The 24273-nt window shown below is 71.0% G+C and carries 15 protein-coding genes, 2 tRNA genes, 2 rRNA genes and 1 pseudogene; 17 read left to right on the forward strand and 3 right to left on the reverse strand.

What is annotated here, in order from left to right; all coding sequences use genetic code 11:
- The 7 genes from WQ56_RS12155 to hemC form a co-directional block, all read left to right on the forward strand.
- A 23S ribosomal RNA gene (locus WQ56_RS12155) occupies nt 1-1006 on the forward strand; the annotation flags it as partial.
- A 159-nt stretch (nt 1007-1165) separates the two neighbouring features.
- Nucleotides 1166-1279 (forward strand): 5S ribosomal RNA (rrf, locus tag WQ56_RS12160).
- A 515-nt stretch (nt 1280-1794) separates the two neighbouring features.
- Nucleotides 1795-1870 (forward strand) — tRNA-Ile (locus tag WQ56_RS12165).
- Between the two features lie 366 nt (nt 1871-2236).
- Nucleotides 2237-4123, forward strand: a complete 1887-nt coding sequence (mdoH, locus tag WQ56_RS12170) for a glucans biosynthesis glucosyltransferase MdoH (protein ID WP_047137396.1) — start codon at nt 2237-2239, stop codon at nt 4121-4123.
- 60 nt (nt 4124-4183) lie between these two features.
- On the forward strand, nt 4184-4864 hold the full coding sequence (locus tag WQ56_RS12175) for an alpha/beta hydrolase (protein ID WP_047137397.1): 681 nt from the start codon (nt 4184-4186) through the stop codon (nt 4862-4864).
- Between the two features lie 170 nt (nt 4865-5034).
- Complete coding sequence (locus WQ56_RS12180) at nt 5035-5760, forward strand: LytTR family DNA-binding domain-containing protein (RefSeq protein WP_047137398.1); 726 nt, start codon at nt 5035-5037, stop codon at nt 5758-5760.
- 49 nt (nt 5761-5809) lie between these two features.
- Nucleotides 5810-6721: a hydroxymethylbilane synthase gene (hemC, locus tag WQ56_RS12185; RefSeq protein ID WP_047137399.1), complete on the forward strand. Its 912-nt coding sequence runs from the start codon at nt 5810-5812 to the stop codon at nt 6719-6721.
- Between the two features lie 26 nt (nt 6722-6747).
- Here hemC and WQ56_RS12190 read toward each other — a convergent pair whose 3' ends face one another.
- Nucleotides 6748-7440, reverse strand: a complete 693-nt coding sequence (locus tag WQ56_RS12190) for a DUF481 domain-containing protein (protein WP_082132381.1) — start codon at nt 7438-7440, stop codon at nt 6748-6750.
- Nucleotides 7441-7611: 171 nt separating this feature from the next.
- Here WQ56_RS12190 and WQ56_RS12195 point away from each other — a divergent pair, with 171 nt between their 5' ends.
- The gene (locus WQ56_RS12195) at nt 7612-8991 is read left to right on the forward strand and encodes an FAD-dependent oxidoreductase (RefSeq protein WP_047137401.1); all 1380 of its coding nucleotides are present in this window, start codon (nt 7612-7614) and stop codon (nt 8989-8991) included.
- 16 nt (nt 8992-9007) lie between these two features.
- On the opposite strand, the gene WQ56_RS12200 is transcribed toward WQ56_RS12195, so the two are convergent.
- Nucleotides 9008-9613 (reverse strand): hypothetical protein, encoded by a 606-nt coding sequence (locus WQ56_RS12200; RefSeq protein WP_047137402.1) that lies wholly within the window; start codon nt 9611-9613, stop codon nt 9008-9010.
- A gap of 108 nt (nt 9614-9721) precedes the next feature.
- Here WQ56_RS12200 and WQ56_RS12205 point away from each other — a divergent pair, with 108 nt between their 5' ends.
- The 9 genes and pseudogenes from WQ56_RS12205 to bfr all read left to right on the forward strand — a co-directional run bounded on the left by WQ56_RS12205 (nt 9722) and on the right by bfr (nt 21870).
- Nucleotides 9722-10690 (forward strand): YafY family protein, encoded by a 969-nt coding sequence (locus WQ56_RS12205; protein ID WP_047137403.1) that lies wholly within the window; start codon nt 9722-9724, stop codon nt 10688-10690.
- A gap of 269 nt (nt 10691-10959) precedes the next feature.
- The gene (locus tag WQ56_RS12210; protein WP_047137404.1) at nt 10960-11310 is read left to right on the forward strand and encodes a hypothetical protein; all 351 of its coding nucleotides are present in this window, start codon (nt 10960-10962) and stop codon (nt 11308-11310) included.
- A gap of 184 nt (nt 11311-11494) precedes the next feature.
- Nucleotides 11495-13603: a prolyl oligopeptidase family serine peptidase gene (locus tag WQ56_RS12215; protein ID WP_047137405.1), complete on the forward strand. Its 2109-nt coding sequence runs from the start codon at nt 11495-11497 to the stop codon at nt 13601-13603.
- A gap of 73 nt (nt 13604-13676) precedes the next feature.
- Nucleotides 13677-15887, forward strand: a complete 2211-nt coding sequence (locus WQ56_RS12220; protein WP_231583410.1) for a S9 family peptidase — start codon at nt 13677-13679, stop codon at nt 15885-15887.
- Nucleotides 15888-15968: 81 nt separating this feature from the next.
- Nucleotides 15969-16045 (forward strand) — tRNA-Met (locus WQ56_RS12225).
- 345 nt (nt 16046-16390) lie between these two features.
- Entirely contained in the window at nt 16391-20209 is a 3819-nt protein-coding gene (locus WQ56_RS12230) for an FAD-dependent oxidoreductase (RefSeq protein ID WP_047137406.1), read from the forward strand.
- A 204-nt stretch (nt 20210-20413) separates the two neighbouring features.
- Nucleotides 20414-20923 (forward strand): annotated as a pseudogene (locus tag WQ56_RS12235) (RNA pyrophosphohydrolase); the annotation flags it as partial.
- Nucleotides 20924-21075: 152 nt separating this feature from the next.
- Nucleotides 21076-21285 carry a (2Fe-2S)-binding protein gene (locus tag WQ56_RS12240; RefSeq protein ID WP_047137407.1) on the forward strand — a complete coding sequence of 70 codons (210 nt, stop codon included), beginning with the start codon at nt 21076-21078 and terminating at the stop codon, nt 21283-21285.
- Between the two features lie 111 nt (nt 21286-21396).
- Nucleotides 21397-21870, forward strand: coding sequence for a bacterioferritin (bfr, locus tag WQ56_RS12245; protein WP_047137408.1), 474 nt, complete (start codon nt 21397-21399; stop codon nt 21868-21870).
- A gap of 36 nt (nt 21871-21906) precedes the next feature.
- On the opposite strand, the gene WQ56_RS12250 is transcribed toward bfr, so the two are convergent.
- Nucleotides 21907-24270, reverse strand: coding sequence for a hybrid sensor histidine kinase/response regulator (locus WQ56_RS12250; RefSeq protein ID WP_047137409.1), 2364 nt, complete (start codon nt 24268-24270; stop codon nt 21907-21909).
- Nucleotides 24271-24273 lie beyond the last annotated feature (3 nt).

The following is a 24273-nucleotide window of genomic DNA, read 5'->3' on the forward strand; positions in this document are numbered from 1 at the left end:
TAAACGGCGGCCGTAACTATAACGGTCCTAAGGTAGCGAAATTCCTTGTCGGGTAAGTTCCGACCTGCACGAATGGCGTAACGATGGCGGCGCTGTCTCCACCCGAGACTCAGTGAAATTGAAATCGCTGTGAAGATGCAGCGTTCCCGTGGCAAGACGGAAAGACCCCGTGAACCTTTACTATAGCTTTACACTGAACGTTGAGTTCGTCTGTGTAGGATAGGTGGGAGGCTATGAAACCCTGGCGCCAGCTGGGGTGGAGCCAACCTTGAAATACCACCCTGTCGTGCTTGACGTTCTAACCTAGGTCCGTTATCCGGATCGGGGACCGTGTATGGTGGGTAGTTTGACTGGGGCGGTCTCCTCCCAAAGAGTAACGGAGGAGCTCGAAGGTACGCTCAGCGCGGTCGGACATCGCGCACTGTGTGCAAAGGCATAAGCGTGCTTGACTGCAAGATCGACGGATCAAGCAGGTAGGAAACTAGGACTTAGTGATCCGGTGGTTCTGTATGGAAGGGCCATCGCTCAACGGATAAAAGGTACTCCGGGGATAACAGGCTGATACCGCCCAAGAGTTCATATCGACGGCGGTGTTTGGCACCTCGATGTCGGCTCATCACATCCTGGGGCTGTAGTCGGTCCCAAGGGTATGGCTGTTCGCCATTTAAAGTGGTACGCGAGCTGGGTTCAGAACGTCGTGAGACAGTTCGGTCCCTATCTGCCATGGGCGTTGGAGATTTGAGAGGGGCTGCTCCTAGTACGAGAGGACCGGAGTGGACGAACCTCTGGTGTTCCGGTTGTCACGCCAGTGGCACTGCCGGGTAGCTATGTTCGGAAGCGATAACCGCTGAAAGCATCTAAGCGGGAAGCGCGCCTCAAGATGAGATCTCCCGGGAGCTTGACTCCCCTGAAGGAACCATCAAGACCAGGTGGTTGATAGGCTGGGTGTGTAAGTACAGCAATGTATTGAGCTAACCAGTACTAATGATCCGTGTGGCTTGACCATATAACCTCAAGTTGCTTCGCAACCCGAAGCATCCTTGGCCCACGACACGTAACGTCGTCCCAATGTTCGCTACTTCCCAACCTACGAGAGCGTGAGCGCGATCGGTCCGTCCTCGACATCCGTCGATCACCGGACCCAACCGCGACCCTCCACCCTCTCCCTGGTGACAATAGCTGTATGGAACCACCCGATCCCATTCCGAACTCGGAAGTGAAACGTACATGCGCCGATGGTAGTGTGCATCTAGCATGCGAGAGTAGGTCATCGCCAGGGTCTTTACCCCAAAACCCCCGCCGGGCTTCCGGCGGGGGTTTTTCTTTGCGCTGCTCTCTCTTCGGATGGGCAGCCGCCTGCCGCCCGGAAGCCGCTTCCCTCTCGGTCAAGGCATCGTGCCTTGACTCGGGCGTGCGCCATCCATGGCGCACTCGACGCGGCCACCGGCCGTCAGTCCGCTGCCGAGGGCGTTTACAAGCTGTCTTCGGGAAGCACAGAGTCCGTCTGTTGGAAGAAATTTCTCTGCCTTGCGAGCGAGTCGCTACTTGCCTGCCGGATGCCGGGACGGCCAAGCGGATATCGGGCCGCGACTCGGCGCAGTGCCCGGCAGGCGCTCGCGGGAAAGCGACTTGCGGCGACCGTCCAGACGCCGATCGATACTCAGCTCGGCAGTGCTCGCGAAAAGTAGGCGTGCGACGAGGCGACTGGACTCAAGCGATGCCTGCTCCAGACTCTCCGCCTTACTGCGCCGGCATGGTCCTGGGTCGGCCCGGCTTGATACGATGCGCGCACGCGGGCCTATAGCTCAATGGTCAGAGCAGAGGACTCATAATCCTTTGGTTCCAGGTTCGAGTCCTGGTGGGCCCACCACCTGCGCCCCGTTTCGCGAAACCCTTACAACCGGCCCGCTACATTGCGTTCGACCTGAATGCGATGCGGCGGAACGATGTTGCGAGAACTTGATCGGTTGGCCGCCGCGACGGCAGGTCCCTTGCCAGGACTCGCCGTCGCAATGCCAGTCCTGCCGGCAGTGGCCACGCGCCGTTCCATGCCCGCTTGCCCGATGGCGATGACGGTCCGTTTCGGCGACGGCTGGCTATCCACGACGCCGCCTCTGTCATCTGCCCTCCGCGTTCGGGGGGCTGCTGCGCGTGTCGGCGTTGGCGCCTTCCTGGGTCGCCCGTCCGTTGCATCACGCATGTTGCCGGCCAAGCGGTGGCACGCGTGACCGCGGGCATGTCCCAGGCGGCGCCGCCCCAGCGCGGGGTGTTGCCGCCCGAATGCCCCATCGCCATGCCGGTGCAGTCGCTGCGCGAAGGCGATCTGGTCGGCGCGCGCCTGCCCAGCGCCCCCCGCGGCATGGCCTGGCGTCGCGCCGCGATCCTCGGCCTGACCGGCAGCCTCACCGTGCTTGCCGCCTACCAGATCTGGTGGCTGCTGCGCATCGGCGGGATCGACGTGCTCGAGGGCCTGCTGCTCGCCGTGTTCGTGCCCCTGTTCGCGTGGATCGCCCAGTCGTTCGCCAGTTCGCTGGCCGGCTTCGCGATGGTGCTGCTGCGTCGGCCGGCTCGGCTCGGCATCGATCCGCAGACCCCGTTGCCGGCTCTCGGCGCGCGGACCGCGTTGCTGATGCCCACCTACAACGAGCACCCCGAGCGCCTGTTCGCGGGCCTGCAGGCGATCTGCGAATCGCTGGACGAAACCGGGCAGGGCGACCGTTTCGACCTGTTCGTGCTCAGCGACACCCGCGACGCCGGCATCCATGCGCGCGAACTCCAGGCGTTCTCACGGCTGCGCGCGCAGTGTCCCGGGACCCGGCTCTACTACCGGCGCCGCGACGACAACCGCGAGCGCAAGGCCGGCAACATCGCCGACTGGGTGCGTCGCTGGGGCGGCGGCTACCCCAAGTTCCTGATCCTCGACGCCGACAGCCTGATGACCGGCGACACGCTGGTGCGGCTGGCCGGTGCGATGGAGCGCCACGACGACGTCGCGCTGATCCAGACGCTGCCGGTGATCGTCAACGGCACCACGATGTTCGCACGGATGCAGCAGTTCTCCGGGCGCATGTACGGCCCGGTGATCGCCCAGGGCGTTGCCTGGTGGCATGGTGCGGAGAGCAACTACTGGGGCCACAACGCGATGATCCGCAGCGCCGCGTTCGCCGCGCACGGCGGCCTGCCCGAGCTCCATGGCCCCTCGCCGTTCCGCGGCACCGTGCTCAGCCACGACTTCGTCGAGGCCGCGCTGCTGCGCCGCGGCGGTTGGGCCCTGCACATGGTGCCCACGCTCGAAGGCAGCTACGAGGAAGGCCCGCCGACGCTGACCGACATGCTCATCCGCGACCGTCGCTGGTGCCAGGGCAATCTGCAACACGGCGGCGTGCTGCCGGCCCGCGGTCTGCATTGGGTGAACCGTTGGCACCTGCTGATCGGCATCGGTCACTACCTGACCGCCCCGCTGTGGGCGATGCTGATCCTGGTCGGCATCGCGGTCCCGCTGCAACACGGGATGCCCGGCGTCGACGGTTTCTCGGCCGCCGGCTACTGGATGGCGATCGACGACGGCCGTTTCCTGGGCGTATTCGCGCTGACGATGGCGCTGCTGTTCGCTCCCAAGGTGTTCGGCTACGTGGCCACGCTCAGCGACGCGCGCATGCGCCGCGGCTGCGGCGGCGCGTTGCGCGGGCTGGTCAGCCTGCTGATCGAGAATGTCCTGGCCGCGTTGATGGCGCCGGTGACGATGTACGTGCAGTCGCGCGGCGTGGCCGAGGTGCTGGCCGGCCGCGATTCGGGCTGGGACGCGCAGCAGCGCGACGACGGCCGGCAGACCTACGCCGAGCTGTGGCGCAGCTACCGCGGCACCACGGTGCTGGGCATCGGCATGGGCATCGTGGCCTGGTGGCTGTCGCCGGGTCTGGCGCTGTGGATGTCGCCGATGATCGTCGGCCTCGCCGGCTCGATCCCGATCGTCCGGCTCACCTCGTCGCGCGGGCTGGGGCTGGCGATGCGCCGTGCGCGGCTGTTCGCCACGCCCGAGGAGGCCGCGCCGCCGCGCGTGCTGCTGCGCGCCAGCGAATTGCGCGCGCAGGCCGACGCCCCGCTGGCGCCGCGTGCGGACTGACGCGCGGCGGCCCCGGGAGCCAGCGCTTACACTGGCGGGCGGTCCCACGACGACATCCGCATGAACGACGACACCGCACTGCTCGACTGCATCGAACGCGAGACCGGCCGCGACCCGGCCTGGAGCGTGATCTGGCTGCACGGCCTGGGCGCCGACGGCCACGATTTCGCGCCGATCGTACCCGAGCTGCTCCGCCCGGACTGGCCGGCGATCCGTTTCGTGTTCCCGCACGCGCCGATGCGCGCGGTAACGATCAACAACGGCGTGCGCATGCGCGCGTGGTACGACATCGTCGACATCGACCTGGGCAACCGTGCCGACGAGGCCGGCGTGCAGGCGTCGGTGACCCAGGTCGATGCATTGATCGCCCGCGAAGCCGAGCGCGGCGTGCCGGCCTCGCGCGTGATCCTGGCCGGTTTCTCGCAGGGCGGTGCGATCACGCTGGCCGCCGGCCTGCGCCGCTCGGAGCCGCTGGGCGGCCTGGTCGGGCTGTCGACCTACCTGCCCGCCGCCGGCACCGCGCAAGGCGCGCTCGTCGCCGGCGCGAACGCGCAGCCGGTCTTCATGGCGCACGGCACGCAGGACCCGGTCGTGCCGGCGATCGCGGGGCAGCAGAGCGCCGCGCTGCTGCGGCAGTTCGGGTTCGACGTGCGGTGGCAGACCTATCCGATGCCGCACTCGGTCTGCGCCGAGGAGATCGCCGACCTGGGCGTCTGGCTGAGCGCACGGTTCGCCGACTGACGGCGTGGCGCCGCATGCGCAGCGGGCACGGCGTGTGATGCGGCGCCACCGGCCCTGCCTCGGCAGGGCGCGCGCTGCGGCGGCCCGCTGGCGTGCCGATGCCCGTCCGGGCACCATCGCAGGACCGGGCCACGGGCCCAGGGACCGTGCCTTGACGGGAGCGGAGGACCATGAAGGTCGTGATCGCCGATGACGAGCCGCTGGCGCGCGAGCGCCTGCGGATGCTGCTGGCGCAACTGCCTGGGGTCGAGGTCGTCGCCGAGGTGGGCGACGGCCGCGCCGCGCTGGAAGCCTGCGCCGCGCACGATCCGGCCCTGGTGCTGCTCGACATCGCGATGCCGGGCATCGACGGCCTGGAGGCGGCGCGCCATCTCAACGCCTTCGAGCCGCGCCCGGCGATCGTGTTCTGCACCGCGTACGACGCGCACGCGCTCAAGGCGTTCGAGGCCGCGGCGGTCGACTACCTGGTCAAGCCCGTCCGCGCCGAGCGCCTGCAGGCCGCGGTCGAGCGCGCGCGCGCGTTCACCGCCGGACGCGAGGCGACGTCGGTCGTCGCCGACCGTCAGCGGACCCATCTGTGCGCGCGGCTGCGCGGCAGCTTGCGGCTGATCCCGGTCGAGGACATCCGCTACCTGCAGGCCGAGGAGAAGTACGTCGTCGTGCACCATGCCCGCGGCGAGGACCTGGTCGAGGAATCGCTCAAGTCGCTGGAGGAGGCGTTCGGCGACCGCTTCGTGCGCATCCACCGCAACTGTCTGGTCGCCCGGCACGAGCTGGTCGAGCTGCGACGCGACGCCGACGGCCACGTGCACGCGGTGCTGCGGCATGCCGAGCGTACGCTCGAGGTGAGCCGGCGCTGCGTGGCACAGCTGCGCGACGCGGTGCGCCAGCTCTAGGGACGCGCGCCGTTCGCGTCCCGGCGCCGGGATCGTCGATAATGCCCGGATGGAACGACTGCGCATCGCCACCCGCAAGAGCCCGCTCGCGTTGTGGCAGAGCGAACACGTGGCCGCCGCCCTGCGCGCGCGCCATCCCGGTCTCGAGGTCGAGCTGGTGCCGCTGAGCACGCGCGGCGACGAAGTGCTGGACCGCTCGCTGGCCGCGATCGGCGGCAAGGGCCTGTTCCTCAAGGAACTGGAGATCGCGATGCAGGCCGGCGACGCCGACTGCGCGGTGCACTCGCTCAAGGACGTGCCGATGGAGCTCGAGCCGGGCTTCGCGTTGCCGGCCATCCTGGCGCGGGCCGACCATGCCGACGCGTTCGTCAGCAATGCGTTCGCATCGATCGACGCGCTGCCGCTGGGCGCGCGCGTGGGCACCTCGTCGCTGCGGCGCCAGGCGCAACTGCGCGCCCGCCGTGCGGATCTGGAGATCCTGGACCTGCGCGGCAACGTCAACACGCGGCTGGCCAAGCTCGACAGCGGCCAGTACGACGCCATCGTGCTGGCGTGCGCCGGGCTGCAGCGGCTCGGGCTCGACGCCCGCATCCGCGCGCGGCTGGACGCGCCCGACTGGCTGCCGGCGCCGGCCCAGGGCGCGATCGCGATCGAATGCCGCGACGACGCTCCGCAGCTGCAGGCGCTGCTGGCGACGCTCGACGACGCACCCACGCGGCGCTGCGTCGAGGCCGAGCGGGCGATGAACCGGGCGCTGCACGGCAGCTGCCATGTGCCGGTCGCGGCGTTCGCGCGGCTGCACGACGGCCGCATCCTGCTCGAAGGCCTCGTCGGCTCGGCCACCGACGGCCGCGCGGTCCGGGCGGGCGGCGAGGCCGGCGAGGGCGAAGGCGAGGCGCTGGGCTCGGCCGTGGCCGCGCGCCTGCTCGAGAGCGGCGCGGGCGCGTTCCTGCCGGGGTGAGCGTCGGCCGCGGCGACGCGCGCGGATCAGAAGTGGTACTGCACCTTCACCGAGCTCTCGGTGTCGGTGCTGCCGCGGCCGCCGTTGCCCAGCGTGTCGTGGCGTAGCTCGAAATCCGAGCGCAACGTCCACTGCGGGAACAGCTCGTAGTCGAAGGCCAGCGTCTGCCGCAGGAAGGTGTTCTCGCGACCGGTCTCGACCTGCACCTGCTGGGTGAACGATGCGCGCCGGCCCAGTTCCTGCGACAGCTGGACCTGGCCGCGCGCGACCGGCCCGGGCACCGCGGTGCCGAAGTCGGTGTAGGGCTCGATGCGCACGCCGGTGCCGAACTCGAGCCGCAGCGAGGTCTCGGGGCTGCGGATCGCCTCGATGCCGTAGCTGGCGTCCCATTTCACGTGGTTGCCGCCGGAGCGGAAGCTGTCGCGCTGCGCGAACGGCGAGTGCAGCGCGATCGCGGGGCGGTCGGGCAGGCGGATGACCGGCGGCGCGACCGTCCTGGGGCGGACGCCCGGCGCGCGTGGCGCCCAGATGCGGCGCCGCGCCGCGCTCGCGGTCCATTCCGCGTCGGTGCACTTGAGCCGGAAGCACGGACGGCGCAGCGGCACCTGGCGCATCGCCACGGCGGCCACGGCGGGTTGCTCCGGCGCCGCCGGAAGCGGTTGCGTGTAGATCGGCAGGCCTGCGAAAGCCAGCCACCAGCCAGCGAGCATGTCAGCCATTCATGAAATCGGTTCCAACCGATTATGCCGACGGATCGCGGCGCTTCCAAGCCGATCGCCGTCGATCGGCGCGGCGGGTTCAGCTCGGGTGCGCAGGCGAGTGTCCGGGGGCGTGCGGGGCGGCGGGCTGCGACGGGCGATAATGCCCGCCCCGCGCCGAAGGAACCCACCGTGTCCCAGCCCGCTGTTCCCGACGTCGATGTCGCCGTGGTCGGCGGCGGCGCCACCGGTGCGCTGGTGGCGCTGCACCTGCTCGCCGCGCCCGGCCTGCGCGTCGCGCTGGTCGAGCCGCGGCCGGCGCCGGCGCGCGGCGTGGCCTATTCGACTCCGCGCCCCGAGCACCTGCTCAACGTCAACGCGGCACGGATGAGCGCCTTCGACGATCGGCCCGACGACTTTCTCGCGTTCCTGCGCGACGCGCCCGAGGCGGCGGCGATCCCGGATACGGCCCTGCCGGCGATGTTCGCGCCGCGCCGCGTCTACGGCGACTACCTGCAGGCGCGGCTGGCGACCCAATCGCGGATCGACGCCCTGGCGCGCCTCGAGACGACGGTGGAGGACCTGGTGCCGGGCGAGGGCGGCTTCGAACTGCGGACCGCATCCGGGGCGCCGCTGCGCGCGCGGGCGGTGGTGCTGGCGACGGGCGGCCTGCCTGCGGCATTGCCGGTGCCGGCAGGCGGCGCGCTCGCGGGCGTCGTCGATGCCTGGCGCTACGACGCCGTCGCCGCGATCGACCCCGGGGCCGATGTCGCGATCGTCGGTGCGGGGCTGAGCATGGTCGACGTGCTGCTGACCCTGCACGCCAACGGACATTGCGGCCGGATCGTCGCGATCTCGCGCCACGGCCTGATGCCGCTGGGCCACGTGCCGGGGACGGTGCCCCAGGCCGGTGGCGTCGCGCCGCTGCTGCCGCTGGGCGTGCGCGCGCGCATGCGTGTGCTGCGGCGATGGGCGGCCGAGGCGCAGGCGCACGGCCGGCCGTGGCAGGACGCGCTCGAGCGTCTGCGGCCGCAGGTCCAGGCACTGTGGCAGGCCTGGCCGCCGGCCGAACAGGCCCGCTTCCTGCGCCATGCGGTACGTCACTGGGACATCCATCGCCACCGGATCGCGCCCGAGGCGGCCGCGGTGGTCGAGGCCATGCGCCGGGACGGTCGCTTCTCGCTGCACGCCGGCCGGGTGCTGGCGGTGTCCGTGCACGACGACGGGCGGCTGCGGCTCGACTGGCGCCGCCGCCGGGGCGAACGCGACGAGACGCTCGCGGTCGACCGCGTCGTCAATGCCACCGGCCTGGAGAAACGGCCGACGCAGGTGCCCGGCAGCCTGCCGGCGGCGTTGCGCACCCGCGGGCTCGCGCGTCCCGGCCCGCACGGCATGGGGCTCGACACCGACGAGGCGGGCGGCGTGCGCGACCGGGCGGGCATGCCGGTGCCGGGCCTGTGGACGCTCGGCGTGCCGCGGATCGGCACGCTGTGGGAAAGCATCGCGATGCCCGAATTGCGCGGCCAGGCTGCGCGCGTGGCCGCCGCGGCGCTCGCCCACGTGCGCGGCTGACGACCGCGTCGTCGCGCTACAGGCAGTCGCGGCGCAGCCGGTGGAGTTCCTCCTCGGCCAGCGCGCGACCGGCGCCGAGGTCGGCATTGGCGAGGTTGCGGCGGATCTGCGGGCAGGGATCGGTCGGGCCGCCGCCGAACAGCAGCGCGCCGATGCCTTCGACCACGTCCTGCGCCGAGATCGGCTCGCGCATCGCGAACGCGCCGTCCGGGCGCGGCGGCTCCCGGTGGCGCAGCGGGTCGGGCGCGAAGTCGACCGGGGCGGCCTGAGCCCGCGCCCAGGCCCGGGCCTGGGTTGCCAGCGCCGGCGTGGGCGTGTCGTCGGCGGCGGGCGCGGGCGACGCAGCGAACTCGCCCGCGGCCAGGGCGGGCCGCGGCGCCGGTGCGGCCGGCACGTCGGCTCGCGCCGACAGCGGTTGCCCGGCCGGGGCCCCGGGCGGTGGCGATACGGGCACCGCTGCGGGCGGTGGATCGATCCAGGCCACCTGCAGCGGACGGTCGTGCGCCCTGGCGCGCGGCGGAGCGTCCGGACCGTGCAGCAGCCAGACCGCGATCGCCAGGTGGCAGGCGAGCGTGGCCGTCGCGGCGATGCGGCCGGTGCGCTCGCGTCCGGGCTGGGTCATGACGTCCTGTCCTCCTGTGCGTGCGCGAGTCTAGGGCCGACCCGTTAGCGGGGAGTTATCCGGCTCGCCATCGCGCCGCCGGCCGCGACGACGCGCCATAATCGGCCCATGGACCGATACGAACGCATCCTCTCGCTGCACCGCATCCTCAAGACGTCGCGCTACCCCGTCACGGTGGCCCGGCTGCAGGACGAGCTGGAATGCTCGCGCGCCACGGTCTACCGCGACCTGGCGTTCCTGCGCGATGCGCTGATGGCGCCTGTCGTCGGCGACGGCGATGCCGGCTTCCGCTACGACAGCGACGAGGGCGACCGCTTCGAACTGCCGGGGCTGTGGCTGAGCTCGGGCGAGCTGCACGCGCTGCTCGCCGCGCAGCAGTTGCTCTCGCGCAGCGGTGGCGGGGTGCTGTCGAGCGCGTTGGCGCCGCTGCAGTCGAGGATCGAGAAGCTGCTCGACGAGCACTCGGCCGGCAAACAGTGGCCCGTGCAGCGCGTGCGCGTGGTGCCGCACCGCGGCCGGCGCATGGACGAGCACGCGTTCCGCAACGTCTGCTCGGCGGTGCTCGAGCGCCGGCAGCTCGCGTTCGAATATCGCGCGCGTTCGACCGACGAGCGCACCCGCCGCACGGTCTCGCCGCAGCGGATCACCCACTACCGCGACAACTGGTACCTCGACGCCTGGGACCACGACCGCGACGCGCTGCGCAGCTTCTCGGTCGATCGCATCGCCAATGCGCGCATGCTGCCCGGGCAGGCGCGCGACATCGAGGATGCCGAGCTCGACACCCACCTGGCGGGCAGCTACGGCATCTTCTCCGGACCGCCCAAGGGCGTGGCGACGATCCTGTTCGAGGCCCGCGCCGCGCGCTGGGTCGCCGACGAGCACTGGCACTCGCAGCAGCAGGGTCGGTTCCTGCCCGACGGCCGCTACGAGCTCAAGGTGCCCTACAGCAACGCGCGCGAGCTGTTGATGGACGTGCTGCACTACGGCGCGGACGCGCAGATCGCAGAACCCGTCGCGCTGCGCGAGCAGGCCCGCTCGCTGCTGGAGCTGGCGCTGTCGAAATACGAGCGCTGAGCCCGCGCCTGCCGTCCGCGAGGCCTGTCGCGGCGGCCGCCGCGTCCGCGTAGGGGAGGCGGGCCGCGTCCCGTTGCGCGAGCGTCTTCCGACCTCCGACCTCCGACCTCCGACCGTTGGTCGTCGGCCGCGGCGCGCGCATGACGGCCCGGCCCGGGCGCCGACATCGGGCGTGTGCCTGCCCGGGTGCGCGAAGTCGCAGCCCATGAGATGGGGGCGTTCCAGACTTGCCGCATGGCCCGTCCGGGCAGGCTGCGAGGTCCGTCATCGTGTCGAACGTCGAACATCCCGCTTCCGATCCCCGTCCCCTGCTGGGCGCCGCCCTGCTCGGGCTGCTGTTCCTGGGCGCCGTCGCGCTGCTGTCGTTCCCGGGCCTGCGCACCGGCGTCGGGTTGGCCGGCTGGCCGCCGCTGTGGTTGGTGGGCATGCCCGCGGCCGCATGGACCACCTGGTGCGCGCTTTGCCTGCCGCGCCGCCGCAAGCCGGCCTCGTCAGCGGTCTTGCGGCGGCGTCGGCCGGGCCTTGCCCAGGCCGCGCGCCGTCCCGCGCCGCGTCGCCGCGGGCACGTCTCGGTCCGCGCCGCGCTGGCCGCGGCCGGCCTGTTGCCGATGCCGCGCTGACCGGGGCGCCGCCGGCTCCCCCCGCTGTAGGAGCGCGCTCGCGCGCGATGAAGCTTTCCCGGGAGCGCCTTCGCGCGCGAGCGCTCCCACAGGAACCCCGCCGCCGTGACTTTGGTCACGCGGCCGGCGGCGGTGGTGCGTGCTAGCGTTGGCGGTTGTCCGCCCAGGCACCACCGGAGCCGCCATGTCCCCGTTGTCCAAGTTCTGCCTCGCCGCCGGGGTCGCCGCCGGCCTGTCGATGGGCGCCGCATCCGCCCAGGAGACCGCCGTGAACGACCCCCACCAGTGGCTCGAAGCCGTCACCGACGACAAGGCCCTCGACTGGGTCCGCACCCAGAACGCGAAGGCCGAGGCCGAGCTCGCCGACACGGCCGAATTCCGGCGGCTCGAGGCCGACCTGCTGGCGATCTACGACTCCGACGACAAGATCCCCGTCGCCTACAAGCAGGGCGAGTGGTACTACAACTTCTGGCGCGACCGGAACCACGAGCGCGGCATCTGGCGCCGCACCACGCTCGAGGAATACCGCAAGCCGCAGCCGAAGTGGGAGACCGTGCTCGACCTCGACGCGCTCAACAAGGCCGAGGGGGAGAACTGGGTCTGGCACGGCGCCAGCTGCCTGCGTCCGGCCTACACGCGTTGCCTGATCGCGCTGTCGCGCGGCGGCGCCGATGCCGACGTCACCCGCGAGTTCGACCTGTCGACCAAGTCCTGGGTCGAGGGCGGCTTCTTCCGCGACGAGGCCAAGGGCGGGCTGGGCTGGATCGACGAGAACACCGTCTACGCCTACACCGACTTCGGCGACGGCTCGCTGACCAGTTCGGGCTACCCGCGCATCGTCAAGCAGCTGGCGCGCGGCCAGTCGATGGACCAGGCCACGCTCGTCTACGAGGGCCAGGCCGACGACATGTACATCGCCGCGATGCGCGACGACACGCCGGGCTTCGAACGCGACTTCGTCAGCCGCACGCTGGCGTTCTACAACGACGAGTTGTACCTGCGCGGTGCAAATGGCGAGCTGACCAAGGTCTATGCCCCCAACTCGGCCAACAAGTCAGTCCACCGCGAGTGGCTGATGCTCGAGCTGCGCGAGGCCTGGGAGGTCGGCGGCCGCAGCTATCCGGCCGGCGCGCTGCTGGTGACGAAGTTCGACGACTTCATGGCAGGCAAGCGCGAGTTCGAAGCGCTGTTCGAGCCCAGCGAGACCACCTCGCTCGCCGGCGCGACGTGGACGAAGCACCACCTCGTCCTCAACGTGCTCGAGGACGTCAAGAACACGCTCACGGTGCTGACGCCGGGCGCCGACGGCTGGGCGCGCAGCGCGCTGGCCGGCGTGCCGGAACTGGGCACGGTCGCGGTCAGCGCGGTCGACAGCGACGAGTCCGACGCGGTGTGGATGACGGTCACCGACTACCTCACCCCGAGCACGCTGATGCTCGCCGAGGTCGGCAGCGACAAGGCGCCGGACACGCTCAAGACGATGCCGGCGTTCTTCGATGCGTCCACGCATGAGGTCGAACAGCATTTCGCCACGTCCAAGGACGGCACCCGCGTGCCTTACTTCCTCGTGCGCCCGAAGGACATGCAGCTCGACGGCAGCAACCCGACGCTGCTCTACGGCTACGGCGGCTTCGAGATCTCGCTTACCCCGGGCTACTCGGGCGGCGTGGGCAAGGGCTGGCTGGAGAAGGGTGGGGTGTACGCGGTCGCCAACATCCGCGGCGGCGGCGAGTACGGCCCGCGCTGGCACCAGGCCGCGCTCAAGCAGAACCGCCACAAGGCCTACGAGGACTTCGCCGCGGTCGCGCAGGACATGATCGCCCGCAAGATCACCTCGCCGGCGCACCTGGGCATCCGCGGCGGCAGCAACGGCGGCCTGCTGACCGGCAACATGCTCACCCAGTATCCCGAGCTGTTCGGCGCGGTGGTGATCCAGGTGCCGCTGCTCGACATGCAGCGCTATCACCAGCTGCTCGCCGGCGCGTCGTGGATGGCCGAGTACGGCAATCCGGACAAGCCCGAGGAGTGGGCGTTCATCCGCACGTTCTCGCCCTACCACCTGTTCGACCCGGCGAAGGACTATCCGCCGACGCTGATCCTGACCTCCACGCGCGACGACCGCGTGCACCCCGGCCATGCGCGCAAGATGATGGCCAGGATGTCGGAGGCCGGAAAGGACGTGCGCTACTACGAGAACATCGAGGGCGGCCACGGCGGCGCGGCGAACAACCGCCAGCAGGCGCACATGGACGCGCTGTACCTGACGTTCCTGTGGCAGCAGCTGGCCAAGTGATTCCTCCCCGCACCGGTCGCGCCCGCGGCCGGTGCCCCTGGCAGCGTCGCGATCGCGGCGCACGGACCCCTCGATGACGACCTCCTTTTCCCGCGCCGCCATGCTGGCCGCGCCGATCCTGACGAGCCTGAGCCTGATGAGCGTTTCCCTGTCCGCGTCCGCCGCGCTGCCGGCGCCGCCCGACGCCGAGCAGCGTCCGCATACCGTCGAGGCGCCGCACGGCGCCAAGCGCGAGGATCCCTACTACTGGCTGCGCGACGACAAGCGCGAGGACCGGGCGATGCTCGGCTACCTGGAGGCCGAGAACGCCTACGCCGACGCTGTGCTCGCGCCGCTCAAGGCAGTCGAGGACCGCCTGTACGACGAGATCGTCGGCCGCATCCAGCAGGACGACAGCTCGGTGCCCTACCGCGACCGCGGCTTCTGGTACTACTCGCGTTTCGAGACCGGCAAGGACTATCCGGTGCATGCCCGCCGCGCCGACGCCCCCGGCGTCGACGCGCTGTCGATCCAGGCCGCCAACGCCCGGGGCGACTTCGCCGGCGAGCAGGTCCTGCTCGACGTCAACCAGCTCGCCGAGGGCAAGGACTACTACTCGGTCGGCGACTGGGACGTGACCCGCGACAACCGCATCCTCGCCTACGCCGACGACACCAACGGACGTCGCCAGTACACGGTGCGCTTCAGGAATCTCGAAACCGGCGAGGTCTATCCCGAGACCATCCCCGGCGTGTCGGCGAACCTCGTCTGGGCCGACGACGGCAAGACCCTGTTCTACGTCGAGAACGACCCCGAGACGCTGCTGACCGTGCGTGTGAAGAAGCACGTGCTCGGCACGCCGGTCGCCGACGACGTGCTGGTCTACGAGGAGAAGGACGACAGCTTCTACATGGGCATCGACCGCACGCGCGACGACAGGTTCATCGTCATCGGCGTCGGCAGCACCGTGTCGAGCGAGACGCGCTACGCGCCGGCCGATAACCCGGAGACCTTCACCGTGCTCGCGCCGCGCGCGCGCGACGTCGAGTACGACGCCGATCATCTGGGCGACCGCTGGGTCATCCGCACCAACGCGGACAAGGCGACCAACTTCAAGCTCGTCACCGCGCCGAGCAATGCCACGTCGCGCAAGCAGTGGACCGATCTGGTGCCGCATCGCGACGACGTCTACATCGAAGGCTACGAGCTGTTCGACGGCTTCACCGCGATCGAGGAACGCGCGCAGGCGCTGACCCGCGTGCGCGTGCTCAAGAATGATGGCAGCGACACGTTCGTGCAGGCCGACGAGCCGGCGTACGCGATGGGCCTGTCGATCAACTCCGAGCCCGACACCGACTGGCTGCGCTACAGCTATACCTCGCTGACCACGCCGGCGACGGCGTTCGAGGTCAACACGCGCACCGGCGAGCGTCGCCAGCTCAAGCAGCAGGCGGTGATCGGCTACGACCCGGCGAACTACGTCACCGAGCGCGTGTGGACGACCGCGCGCGACGGCAAGCGCGTGCCGGTCTCGCTGGTCTACCGCAAGGGGTTCGCGAAGGACGGCACCGCCGCGCTGCTGCAGTACGGCTACGGCAGCTACGGCGCGTCGATGGATCCGGGCTTCTCGGTGACCAATGTCAGCCTGCTCGATCGCGGCATGGTCTACGCGATCGCGCACATCCGCGGCGGCGAGGAGATGGGCCGCGCCTGGTACGACGATGGCAAGCTGCTCAACAAGGTCAACACCTTCACCGACTTCATCGACGTCACCGACGATCTGGTGAAGCAGGGGTATGCGGCGCCCGATCGCGTCGCCGCCTACGGCGGCAGCGCCGGCGGCCTGCTGATGGGCGCGATCTCGAACATGGCGCCGGACAAGTACCGCGTGATCCTGTCCCAGGTGCCGTTCGTCGACGTGGTCACGACGATGCTCGACCCGAGCATCCCGCTGACGACCAACGAGTACGACGAGTGGGGCAACCCCGAGGACAAGCGCTACTACGATTACATCCTCGGCTACTCGCCCTACGACAACCTCGAGGCCAAGGCCTATCCGGCGATGTTCGTCGGCACCGGCCTGTGGGACTCGCAGGTGCAGTACTGGGAGCCGGCGAAGTACGTCGCGCGGCTGCGCGACCTCAACACCGGCACGCATCCGGTGGTGTTCCGGACGAACATGGAGGCCGGCCACGGCGGCAAGTCGGGCCGCTTCCGCCGCTACCGCGAGTCGGCCGAGATGTATGCGTTCATGCTCGACCAGCTGGGCCTGCGCGAGGCCCAGGCCGCGCAGGCCGGTCGCTGAGGCGTGCCCGGCGGCCCGTTGACGCGGGCCGCCGGGCGTAGCAGAATGCGCGGCTCGTCGCGAATGCGACGGGTGCCCGATGGCTATGTAGCTCAGCCGGTTAGAGCACAGCACTCATAATGCTGGGGTCGGTGGTTCGAGTCCACCCATAGCCACCATCGGCGCATCCCCGAAAAACCCGCCTGCATGGCGGGTTTTTGCTGTCCGGGGCCCGGTCGCGCCGCGGCTGTGCCGGCCGTATCGCAGGCAGGGTCCGGCCTCCGGCTTGTCCGGCCGCTCCCGGATCGCGCCGCGCGCTCGGCGGCGATGCCCCCCCCCGGCGGGCCCCGTGCCAACGATGCACGCTCGGCCTGCCGCCCGGCAGGTCCGCTCACGGCAACGTGGCGATGTCCGGCGCAGGGTCGATGCATGGACGCCTCTTTCGATCTGCTGTCGCCCTCGCGTGCCGCCCTGCACGGCGGGATCGGCAACGGAATGCGATCGATGCCGCGGGCGCATTGCCGATGAGCGCGCCGACTGCGCCGTTCGCCGGGTTCTGGCAGGCCGGGTTCGAAGGCGCTGACCACGTCAACGGCAGCGCGCAGGCGCTGTGCATGAATTCGGCGACCGGCCACTTGGCCGACCCCGCTGGCGACTACCGCCGCATGGCGCGGCTGGGCCTGCGCTGCGCCCGCGAGAGCGCGGGCTGGCGCTCGATCGAGCGCGCCGGCGACGGGCGCTACGATTTCGACGGCGTTGGCCTCCGGGCGCGTGCTGCGCGTGCGCACGGCATTCAGCTGCTGTGGACGTTCTTCCACTACGGCATGCCGCAGGGTCTGGACATCTTCTCGCCGACGTTCGTCGCGCGCTTCGCCGACTACGCGCATGCGCTGGCGCGGTTTCTGGTCCCGTACCACATGGACGGCGAGGTGCCGGTCTACACGCCGGTCAACGAGATCTCGTTCCTCGCCTGGGCGGTGTGCGAGACCGGGCTGATGCACCCGCACCGCGGCGATCGCCCGCATGACGGCCATGCGCTGAAGATGCAGCTGGTGCGCGCGGCGATCGCGGCGACCGACGCGATCCACGCGGCCGATCCGCGCGCGCGGATCCTGTCGGTCGACCCGCTGATCCACGTCGTGGCCGACACGCCCGAACGCGCCGACGACGCGCAGCGCGAGGCCGGATTCCAGTACCACGCCTGGGACATGCTCGCCGGCCGCCTGGAGCCGCAGCCCGGCGGGTCGATGCGGCACCTGGACATCGTCGGCATCAATTACTACCCACACAACCAATGGATCGTCGGCAGCCGCGACACGTTGCGCTGGCCCGACGATCCACGACGCCGGCCGCTGTCGGCGCTGCTGCTCGACGTGCACGCGCGCTACGGCCGGCCGATGGCGATCAGCGAGACCAGCCATACCGACGCGCAGCGCGGACCGTGGCTGGCCGACGTCTGCGCGGAGGTCGCGCTCGCCCGTGACGGCGGCGCCCGCGTCGACGGGATCTGCCTGTACCCGGCGCTCGACCGGCCCGACTGGGAGCAGCCCGCGCACTGGCATCGCAGCGGCCTGTGGCACGTGCAGCCGGGCACGCTCGAACGCCGGCTCGACGCCGACTACGCGCAGGCGCTCGCGCGTGCGCAACACACGATGCGACGCGCGGACCGTCCGCCGTCCGTCCACTTCGGAACCACCATGAAGACTCTGATCGTGTTCTCGCACCTGCGCTGGGGCTTCGTCTACCAGCGCCCGCAGCACCTGCTCGGCCGCCTCGCGGCGCACTGGGACATCCTGTTCGTCGAGGAGCCGGTGCCCGGCGATCCCGGACTGCACGTCACCACGCCGGCGCCCGGGGTCACCGTGCTGCAGCCGCGCACGCGCGCCGAGGGGCATGGCTTCGCCGACAGCCAGTTCGAACCGGTCGGCGCGCTGCTGCGCGCGTATCTCGCGGGACACGACGTCGGCCGCTACGGCGTCTGGCTCTACACCCCGATGGCGCTGCCGCTGCTCGCCGGTCTGGCGCCGGAGGTCGTCGTCTACGATTGCATGGACGAGCTGAGCGCGTTCAAGGACGCGCCGCCGCAACTGCTGCGGCGCGAGACCACGCTGCTCGACATCGCCAGCGTGGTGTTCACCGGCGGGCCCTCGCTCTACGACGCCAAGCGCACCGCCAGTCCCAACGTGCATGCGCTGCCCAGCAGCGTCGACGCGGCGCACTTCGCGCCGCGCGAGGCAGGCGCGGTGGCGGAGCGGCTGTTCGCGGGCATCGCGCATCCGCGGCTGGGCTATTACGGCGTGATCGACGAGCGCCTGGACCTGGACCTGCTCGCCGGCCTGGCCGACGCCCGGCCCGACTGGCAGGTCTGCCTGGTGGGCCCCGTCGTCAAGATCGACCCGGCGTCGCTGCCGCAGCGCGCGAACCTGCACTACCTGCCGCAGCAGGCCTACGAGGATCTGCCCGAGGTGCTCGCGGCCTGGGACGTCTGCCTGATGCCGTTCGCGCGCAACGAGGCCACCCGCTTCATCAGTCCGACCAAGACGCTCGAGTACATGGGCGCCGGCAAGCCGGTGGTCAGCACCGAGATCGCGGACGTGCGCCGGCTGTATGCCGATGGGGTCGCGCTGGCGACCGGCACCGACGCGTTCGTGGCGGCCTGCGAGGCGGCGCTGGGCGAATCGGGGCCGCAGCGCGAGGCGCGGCAGGCGGCGCAGCGGCGGCTCGTCGCGCGCACGTCCTGGGATGCCGCGGCCGAGACGGTCGCGCGCGAGATCGGCGCCGCACTGGCCCACGGGCTGCGGCCGCGGGCGAAGGCGTACCTGGCTGGCCGCCAGGTCGTCCCGCTGGCGGCGTCCGAGCGCGCGGGTGCGCGCGCCGCACCGGTCGACTGCCTGATCGTCGGCGCCGGGCCCACCGGCCTGTCGGCGGCGCTGCACTACGGTGCCGGCAGCCTGCTCGTCGAGGCCAACGACCGGGTCGGCGGCTGGTGCCGGTCGATCGAGGACCACGGCTTCGTGTTCGACTATGCCGGCCACATCATGTTCTCCAACGACGCCGACGTACTGGCGCTGTACGAGAAGCTGCTCGGCGACAACCTGCATTGGCAGGACCGCGAGGCCTGGATCTACAGCAAGGGCGTGCACACGCGCTATCCGTTCCAGAGCGCGCTGTACGGACTGCCGACGGACGTGCTCAAGGAATGCCTGGTCGGCGCGATCGAGGCGCGCTTCGGCGCGATCGACGGCAGCGGCGAGCAGGCGACGCCGCGGTCCTGCGACGCCCGGGCCGCGCGGCTGGAGGACTGCTGCGCCGACGGCGTCGTGCCCGCGGACCCGGCCGGCGACGTCAAGGACCACGCCGGCACGGCGGTCGCGCTGTCGAAGCGTCGCGCGCCGCGCAACTTCGAGGCGTTCATCTACGAGGTCTGGGGCGCCGGCGTCGCGCGGCATTTCGCCGTGCCCTACAACCTCAAGCTGTGGACGGTGCCGCTGCGGGAGATGGAAACCTCGTGGCTCGGCGGCCGCGTGCCGCTGCCCGATCTGGAGGAGATGATCGACGGCGCGCTGCGCCCGGTCGCGCGGCCGGTCGGACCCAACGCGCGCTTCGGCTATCCCCGCCACGGCGGGTTCCAGGCACTGATGGACGGGTTCCTGCCGCACCTGGAAGGCGAATTGCTGACCTCGACCCGGATGACCGCGCTGCATCCCGAAAGCCGCGTCGCCGAGTTCTCCGATGGCCGACAGCGCAGCTATCGCGCGCTGGTCAGCACGCTGCCGCTGCCCGAACTGGTCCGGCTGATCGGGGACGAGGCGCCGGAGGAGATCCGCGCCGCCGCCGCGGCATTGCGGCACGTCTCGGTGCGGTGCGTCAATCTGGGCATCGGGCGTGCCGGGCTGACCGACAAGCACTGGATCTACTACCCCGAGGACACGGTGTTCCACCGCATCTTCGTGCAGGGCAACGCCAGCCCGCACAACAATCCGCCCGGCGGCTTCGGATTGACCTGCGAGATCACCTATTCGCCGACCAAGCCGCTGCCCTGCGACGATGCCGGGCTCGTCGCGCGCTGCATCGCCGAATGCCGCCAGGTCGGCATGCTGCGCGACGACGATCCGGTGCTGACCGCGAACGTGGTCGACATGCCCTACGCCTACGTGATCTACGACCACGCGCGCGCGGCCAGCGTCGCGACGATCCGGCAGTGGCTCGCCGCGCGCGGCATCGTGCTCGCCGGGCGCTACAGCGAATGGGAGTACTACAACTCCGACCATGCGTTCCTGGCCGGCAAGCGCGCCGCGCAGGCGCTGCGGCAGGCGCGGGTCGCGGGCGTCGGAAGTGCGTGAGGGAGCCGGGCGGCCAGACGGCCGCCCGCCCGGCAAGGCGTCGGGCGGGCAGGCACCGAGCCGGCCGTGTTACCGCATGGCCTGAACGGCACGGTCGCCACCACGGCCCCCGGTGAGGCGTCGCCGGCGCGCTTGTCGCCCCGCGGCGCCCATGGCAGAGTCGGGGACAGTGACGCCAAGTCAATCGCATTAGGAGTCCGCATCGTGATCGATCCGGACGGGTTCAGGCCCAATGTCGGCATCGTGCTGATGCACCCGGACGGGCGCGTGTTCTGGGCGCGCCGGGTGCGTCGCGATGGCTGGCAATTCCCGCAGGGCGGGATGAATACCGACGAGACGCCGCTCGAGGCCATGTACCGCGAGCTGCGCGAGGAGACCGGGCTGCTGCCCGAGCACGTGGCCGTGCTCGGCGCCACGCCCGGCTGGTTGCGCTATCGCCTGCCGCAGCGAGCGATCCGCCGCAACGACCGGATCGTGTGCATCGGCCAGAAGCAGGTCTGGTTCCTGCTGCAGTTCGTCGGCGACGAGACCCACCTGCGGCTCGACCTGTCGGACAAGCCGGAGTTCGATCACTGGCGCTGGGTGGATTTCTGGTATCCGCTCGACCACGTGGTGATGTTCAAGCGCGGGGTCTACGTCAGCGCGCTGCGGCACCTGGCCCCGTACGCACGCCAGGTCGCCGGGACGCAGGCGATCCCCCAGACCGCGGTCGAGCGGCCCCGCGGCCGCCGGCCCCAGCGCCGGGCACGGCGGCCCGAGGCCATGCGCAACCGGGATTCCGACGGGCACAGCTGAACGTTTCTCATTTGACAGTGATTCTCGTTTGTGGCCGAATAGTGTCCTCAGCCCCGGCCAGGACCGCAGCCTTGTTCGTCTGCATCTGCAACGGCGTCACCGACGCCCAGATCCGCCAAGCCGCCGCCAACGGCTGCCGCGAAGTGTCCGAGCTGACGATGCGCACCGGATGCGGCGCGACCTGCGGCAGCTGCACCGACATGGCCGCCGGCCTGCTCGACGAGTACCACGCCGCGCGCACGCAGACGTTCGAGCTGCCGCTGATCGCTTCGGCCGCCTGACGCGCGGCCACCCGCCGTTCAAGTCCCGAGGAATGCGCACGATTCGCGTTCCTTCATCGGCGTGCGCGTCCCGCTAGAGTGGGCGCCTTTCCCCCGACAGGACGCACCGCGATGAAGGGCGACGCGCAGGTCATTCGCTACCTCAACCAGGCGCTGTACAACGAACTCACGGCGATCAACCAGTACTTCCTGCACGCCAAGATGCTCAAGCACTGGGGTCTGGAGGCGCTGGGCAAGCACGAGTACAAGGAATCGATCGAGGAGATGAAGCACGCCGATGCGTTGTCCGAGCGCATCCTGTTCCTCGATGGGCTGCCGAACTTCCAGGCGCTGGGCAAGCTGCGCATCGGCGAGACGCCGCGCGAGATGCTCGAATGCGACCTCGCGCTGGAGATGGACGGCCTGCCGGTGCTGCGCGAGGCGATCGCGCATTGCGAGCAGGTCGGCGATTTCGTCAGCCGCAAGCTGCTGGCCGACATCCTCGAGAACGAGGAGGAGCACGTCGACTGGCTGGAGACGCAGCTCGACCTGATCGCCCGCATCGGCGAGGAGAACTACCTGCAGAGCCAGATGGGCGACGACTGAGCCGTCCGCCGGCGTCTGCGTGGCGCCGGCGGCGTCTCAGCCGGGGACCGGCCCCCGGGCCCGCAGCGCGTCGCGCGCACGGGCGAACGCCGCAGTCAGCCGCCCGACCGCGGCCTCGGCATCGTCGAGCGTCCCCGCACGTGCCGCCGCCTCGATCCCCCGGGCCTCGGCCGACAGCGCCAGCGCGCCGAGGTTGGCGCTCGAGGACTTGAGCGAATGTGCGGCTTCGCGCATCGCCTCGTGGTCGCCCGCCGCCGCCGCGCGTTCGAAGGTGGCGAGCAGGCGCGGCGTGTCGTCGAGGAACACCGCGACCAGCCGGTCGACGTCGTCGCCGAGCAGGTCGCGCAGATCGTCGAGCACCTCGCCGTCGAGGACCGCAGGGCCGGCCGCGACCGGCGCCGCCACCGCGGGCGGCGCGACGACCGGCGACGACGCAGGTCCGCCGGATGCGGACGTCGCCGGCAACGGGACTGCCGGTGCCGGGACCGCATCGGGCGCCGGCGCGGCAGCGCCGCCGGGCGGCCACCAGCGCGCCAGGCAACGCGCCAGCTCGTTGCGGGTGACCGGCTTGGCGAGGTAGTCGTCCATGCCGGCATCGAGGCACTTCTGCCGGTCGCCGGCCATTGCGTTGGCGGTCATCGCGACGATCGGCAGCCGGTGGCCGGCCCCCGATGCCGCCTCGCGCTCGCGCCAGCGCCGGGTCGCGGTGTAGCCGTCCATCACCGGCATCTGGCAATCCATCAGCACGATGTCGTGGCCGCCCTCGGCCAGCCTGGCGAGCGCGATCTCGCCGTTGCTGGCGGTCTCGCAGCGCATGCCGAGCACGTCCAGCAACCGCTGGCCGACCATCAGGTTGACCGGGTTGTCCTCGACCAGCAGCACGCGCGGCGTGCCGGCGGGCGCGTCCTGCGGCGCACCGGTGGCGGGCGGGCGCGGGACCGGTGCGGTCGCGCCGGCAAGCGTCGGCGGCTCGGGCCCGGGGCGCGATGCCGCCGGCGGATCGCCGAGGATCGCCTCGCGCAGGCGCGCGTCGGAGACCTGCCGGCCGAGCAGGATCGCCTCGTCCTGCGGCCCGTCGGCCGGCGGCGCCTCGTCCTGCAGGCACACTAGGCGCGGCCGGCCGTAGTCGGCGTGGCGGGCGAGGTTGCGCCGGAGCGCGACGCCCCCGTCGCGCAGCCCGACCAGGTCGGCGACGACGACCGAGCACGCCGCCGACGGGCCCTTGCCGGCCGCCTCGCGCAGCAGTTCGAGCGCCTCGTGCGTGGTGTCGGCCGACATCACGCGCAGGCCCCAGTTCGACAGCAGCAGTCCCAGGCGCGTGCGCAGCCGCGCATCGGTGGTCAGCAGCAGGGCGTGGCCCGAACCGCCGGCCGCATCGACCGCCGGCATGTCGCCCTGGGCCTTGCGCAGCGGGATCTCGAACCAGAACGTCGATCCGGCGCCGGGCGCGGACGTCACGCCGATCGTCCCGCCCATCAGCTCGACGATGCGCCGCGAGATCGCCAGGCCCAGGCCGGTGCCGCCGTAGAGCCGCGTCGTCGACGCGTCGGCCTGGCTGAAGGCCTGGAACAGCCGCGCCTGGCCCTGCGCGGAGATGCCGATGCCGGTGTCGCGGACCTCGAACCGGAGCTGGTGGCGCGTCGGCGTCTCGCCCAGCCGGCGCACGTCGACGGTGATGCCGCCGCGCTCGGTGAACTTGACCGCGTTGCTGAGCAGGTTGCTGAGGATCTGCCGCAGTCGCACCGGATCGCCGCGGACCGCCAGCCGGACCGCCGGGTCGATCTGCAGCTGCATGTGCAGGCCCTTGGCCTGCGCCTGGCGGTCCATCGGCTGGACCACGCCCTGCAGCAGTTCGCGCAGGTTGAAGCCGGTGACCTCCAGGTCGAGGCGGTCGGATTCGAGCTTGGAGTAGTCGAGGATGTCGTCGACGATGCGCTGCATCTGCTGCGCCGACAGGTAGGCGGTCCGGACCAGTTCGAGGTGGTCGGCCGGCAGCGGTGCGTGCAGCAGCAGGTCGAGCATCGGCGTGATGCCGTTGAGCGGCGTGCGGATCTCGTGGCTCATCGTCGCCAGGAACTCGCCCTTGGCCATCACCGCCGACTCGGCTGCGGTCTTGGCTTGGCGCAGCTGCTGCTCGAGATGGGTGTGCGCGTCGAGTTCGCGCTGCAGCCGCGCGTGGGTCTGCGCGTCCTGCTGCGCCTGCGCGAGGGCCTCGTCGAGTGCCGCGTCGTGGCGGCGCAGCGGCGCGGCGAGCGCCCAGGTAGCGAGCGCGGCGACGGCGGCGAGCGCCAGCGCGACGATCGCCCAGGGGCCGGGGACGGCCAGCGCCTGCAGCAGCGAAGCGGCCGCCGCGGCGAGGGCCGCCGCGAACGCGCTCCAGCGCAGCGCCGATGCCGACATCGC

The organism is Luteimonas sp. FCS-9, assembly GCF_001014645.1.
GTDB lineage: Bacteria > Pseudomonadota > Gammaproteobacteria > Xanthomonadales > Xanthomonadaceae > Luteimonas.

What these genes read in the sequence shown, in the direction of transcription:
- WQ56_RS12215 (WP_047137405.1), top strand. Translation starts at nt 11,495, where the DNA reads ATGTCCCCGTTGTCCAAGTTCTGCCTCGCCGCCGGGGTCGCCGCCGGC.
- WQ56_RS12205 (WP_047137403.1), top strand. Translation starts at nt 9,722, where the DNA reads ATGGACCGATACGAACGCATCCTCTCGCTGCACCGCATCCTCAAGACG.
- WQ56_RS12180 (WP_047137398.1), top strand. Translation starts at nt 5,035, where the DNA reads ATGAAGGTCGTGATCGCCGATGACGAGCCGCTGGCGCGCGAGCGCCTG.
- WQ56_RS12175 (WP_047137397.1), top strand. Translation starts at nt 4,184, where the DNA reads ATGAACGACGACACCGCACTGCTCGACTGCATCGAACGCGAGACCGGC.
- WQ56_RS12200 (WP_047137402.1), bottom strand. Translation starts at nt 9,613, where the DNA reads ATGACCCAGCCCGGACGCGAGCGCACCGGCCGCATCGCCGCGACGGCC.
- WQ56_RS12190 (WP_082132381.1), bottom strand. Translation starts at nt 7,440, where the DNA reads ATGGCTGACATGCTCGCTGGCTGGTGGCTGGCTTTCGCAGGCCTGCCG.
- hemC (WP_047137399.1), top strand. Translation starts at nt 5,810, where the DNA reads ATGGAACGACTGCGCATCGCCACCCGCAAGAGCCCGCTCGCGTTGTGG.
- bfr (WP_047137408.1), top strand. Translation starts at nt 21,397, where the DNA reads ATGAAGGGCGACGCGCAGGTCATTCGCTACCTCAACCAGGCGCTGTAC.
- mdoH (WP_047137396.1), top strand. Translation starts at nt 2,237, where the DNA reads ATGTCCCAGGCGGCGCCGCCCCAGCGCGGGGTGTTGCCGCCCGAATGC.
- WQ56_RS12220 (WP_231583410.1), top strand. Translation starts at nt 13,677, where the DNA reads ATGACGACCTCCTTTTCCCGCGCCGCCATGCTGGCCGCGCCGATCCTG.
- WQ56_RS12250 (WP_047137409.1), bottom strand. Translation starts at nt 24,270, where the DNA reads ATGTCGGCATCGGCGCTGCGCTGGAGCGCGTTCGCGGCGGCCCTCGCC.
- WQ56_RS12230 (WP_047137406.1), top strand. Translation starts at nt 16,391, where the DNA reads ATGAGCGCGCCGACTGCGCCGTTCGCCGGGTTCTGGCAGGCCGGGTTC.